Source organism: Alkalihalobacillus trypoxylicola, from assembly GCF_001590785.1.
Lineage (GTDB): Bacteria > Bacillota > Bacilli > Bacillales > Bacillaceae_D > Alkalihalobacillus > Alkalihalobacillus trypoxylicola.
In genome coordinates, this window is the sequence record NZ_LTAO01000028.1 from 1 (window position 1) to 3081 (window position 3081).

At 37.9% G+C, this 3081-nt stretch carries 3 protein-coding genes; all 3 read right to left on the bottom strand.

Going from position 1 to position 3081, the window contains the following annotated elements; translation table 11 throughout:
• Window positions 1-146: 146 nt before the first annotated feature.
• Window positions 147-1625 (bottom strand): stage IV sporulation protein A, encoded by a 1479-nt coding sequence (gene spoIVA, locus AZF04_RS15395; RefSeq protein WP_061949505.1) that lies wholly within the window; start codon window positions 1623-1625, stop codon window positions 147-149.
• 228 nt (window positions 1626-1853) lie between these two features.
• Entirely contained in the window at window positions 1854-2579 is a 726-nt protein-coding gene (locus tag AZF04_RS15400) for a hypothetical protein (protein WP_061949506.1), read from the bottom strand.
• Window positions 2580-2615: 36 nt separating this feature from the next.
• The gene (locus AZF04_RS15405; RefSeq protein ID WP_081766645.1) at window positions 2616-2822 is read right to left on the bottom strand and encodes a DUF2768 domain-containing protein; all 207 of its coding nucleotides are present in this window, start codon (window positions 2820-2822) and stop codon (window positions 2616-2618) included.
• Window positions 2823-3081: the final 259 nt, after the last annotated feature.

The following is a 3081-nucleotide window of genomic DNA, read 5'->3' on the forward strand; positions in this document are numbered from 1 at the left end:
GGTCGGGAAACCAACTTTATCCTACCATGAAGTGAGGTTTTTTTAATACCACGCTAGAAGCTCTTTTGAACCCCCGGCATAGCCAGGGGTTTTCTAAACAACTAATAAAAAAGGCTCCAATTATGGCAGCCTTTTAAAAAAGCGACTTACAATATAATGGCAATTAGACCGCCTGAGCCTTCATTAATAATTCTTTCTAGCGTTTCTTTCAGCTTATACCTTGCGTTTTCAGGCATAAGGGATAGCTTTGCAGAAATGCCTTCTCTAACAATTGAATTGAGAGAGCGACCAAATATATCAGAGTTCCAAATAGATAGTGGATTTTCTTCAAAATCCTGCATTAAGTATCGAACGAGCTCCTCGCTTTGCTTTTCTGTTCCAATGATAGGAGCAAACTCGGATTCTACATCAACCTTAATCATATGAATGGATGGAGCAACTGCTTTTAATCGAACGCCAAACCTTGCCCCTTGTCTAATAATCTCAGGTTCATCTAAACTCATATCAGACAAAGCCGGAGCAGCAATACCGTAACCTGTTTGCTTAACCATTCTTAAAGCATCAGCCACTTGATCATATTCTGATTTTGCATGAGCAAATTCTTGCATTAATTGAAGAAGATGGTCTTTTCCTCTAATTTCTACTCCTACAACTTCTTTTAATACTTGGTCATATAAATCATCAGGTGCAAATAGATCGATTTCAGCAATCCCTTGCCCCATCTCAATACCCGCTAACCTAGCATCATCAATAAATTCGTATTCAGAAAATTGACCTACTACTCGATCCACATCACGTAACCTTTTTATGTCATTGACTGTATCTCTTACCGATTCTTCATAACTTTGTCTTAACCAATGGTCTTCATTAAGGACCATCACCCAGCTAGGCAAATTGACATTCACCTCATGAACTGGGAATTCGAAGAGAACTTCTCTTAAAACATTGTTAATATCCTGGTCTGTCATACTTTCTATACTCATCGTCAGAACAGGAATATCATGTTCCTCAGATAATTTTTGTCGCAATTGCTCTGTGTCTGGATGATAAGGTTTTACACTATTAATTATCATAATGAAGGGCTTTCCAACTTCTTTTAATTCTTCAATTACACGCGTTTCTGATTCAATATAATCATACCTAGGTATTTCACCTATTGAACCATCCGTTGTAATAACGACTCCTAGTGTAGAATGCTCTTGTATAACTTTCCTAGTACCAATTTCAGCCGCCTCCTGAAAAGGGATTGGCTCTTCATACCATGGTGTGTTAATCATCCTTGGACCGTTCTCATCTTCATACCCTTTTGCTCCAGGAACTGCATACCCCACACAGTCTACTAGCCTAATATTTACATCCAAGCCTTCATCTACATGAATGGACACCGCTTGATTTGGTACAAATTTTGGTTCCGTCGTCATAATGGTCTTACCTGCAGCACTTTGGGGTAGTTCATCTTGTGCTCGCACTTTTTCTGATTCATTAGTAATGTTCGGGAGAACGACGAGCTCCATAAACTTTTTTATAAATGTCGACTTCCCCGTTCGAACCGCTCCCACTACTCCTAAATAGATATCGCCACCTGTTCTTTCTGCAATATCTTTAAAAATATCAATCTTTTCCACTTGATCCCCTCCCGATCATGTAAGGATTTGAAATTTATCGATTCCGTTTAAATCAATGGACACTTCCATTCTATGATGTTGTCCACGATTTATGACAAGAGTTTGAATCGAATCCTTTCATTACTGCTACCGAGAAGGGGAATTCTCATAAAAAAAGCCCCTTCCATTGATATATATATCAAAATAGAAGAGGCAATAGACCACTTTTTTTGCTTTTAAAAAATAATATTAAGATTCACCTTCATAATTATAAATAGGCTCACCATTTTCATCGATTGTATAGGGGATAGAACGGTTTGGTACAAAAGGAGAATTCGCAATTAAAATCTCACGAATATCATCACCAGGCTCAAATTGACCGTCATGCTCCTCTAAAGCAATATTTAAATCTATTTGATAATCAATGATAATTTCCCAATCATTCGTTAGCAATATTGGTAGAAATGTATCGTAATAAGGGCTTTTTACATAAGGCTCTTCACTGTAGCCAAGAGCTTCATAATCAAGCTTAAACAAACCGTGATTTAGTACCTCAGCTACAGGAGCATAGGAATGACGATTACGATAATCATTTAACTTTTGCTGCATCTCTTGAATATCACGCATCGTCGTTAAATCAATCAGCTTTACTTCGGGCTCCTCATCGACATTCCAAAGCACATAAGTATAAACTCCACCGCTTTCAAACGCAGTACCAGGAGGCTCTTGTAAATATCGAGGAACGAGCTGATTAAAGTCTATTTGATAGCGTTGATATAAACTAGTACTATCTTCGAATGTTTTAATAGGCAATACTCCAGAGTCTTCTTGAAATCTTTCAACTGCACTACGAACCAATTCTAACTGTTCTGGATAAGGAACCTGATTTTGAACTCTTTCCTCTTCTGGATAAAAGCACCCAACTAGATATGTACTCATCATCAAAACGATTACTAAAACAAAAACCTTCTTCATTTATGTGACCTCGCTTTTCTTTAATAACCATTTACCTTAGTCAGCCGTTGCCGTTGGACCACCAATGACGATAACAAACACAATGAGTCCTGCAACACATAAACAAATAAATGAAATAGTCAGTACAAGCTTTTGCCAAAATCCTTTTAATTTAGTGCGGCTAAATAAAGCCGTTAAAACCGATACGAACATTAAAAACATGGCAAAAAAGGAAATATACATATTGATCAGAGCTTGAGACATATGACCAACCTCCTCATTTTCTAAATCTTCCAAGCTACATTATAACACAATTTAGACCGCTTTCTATTGTTCTAAAAGCTTGTCTTATCATAAGCGATGACAATTATGTGAACGTACGATTACGATAATAAAATCTCGACTTTATAGGCTCGTAAAAAAGAATCAAAACCACCCGTGGTAACGGGTGGTTTGCTCTGCGGCTAGAAGCCTCTCTTACCGGCCTCGGCCTTAAAGGCCCACTGAATAGGTCTCCCGCTTG

What these genes read in the sequence shown, in the direction of transcription:
- AZF04_RS15400 (WP_061949506.1), bottom strand. Translation starts at nt 2,579, where the DNA reads ATGAAGAAGGTTTTTGTTTTAGTAATCGTTTTGATGATGAGTACATAT.
- AZF04_RS15405 (WP_081766645.1), bottom strand. Translation starts at nt 2,822, where the DNA reads ATGTCTCAAGCTCTGATCAATATGTATATTTCCTTTTTTGCCATGTTT.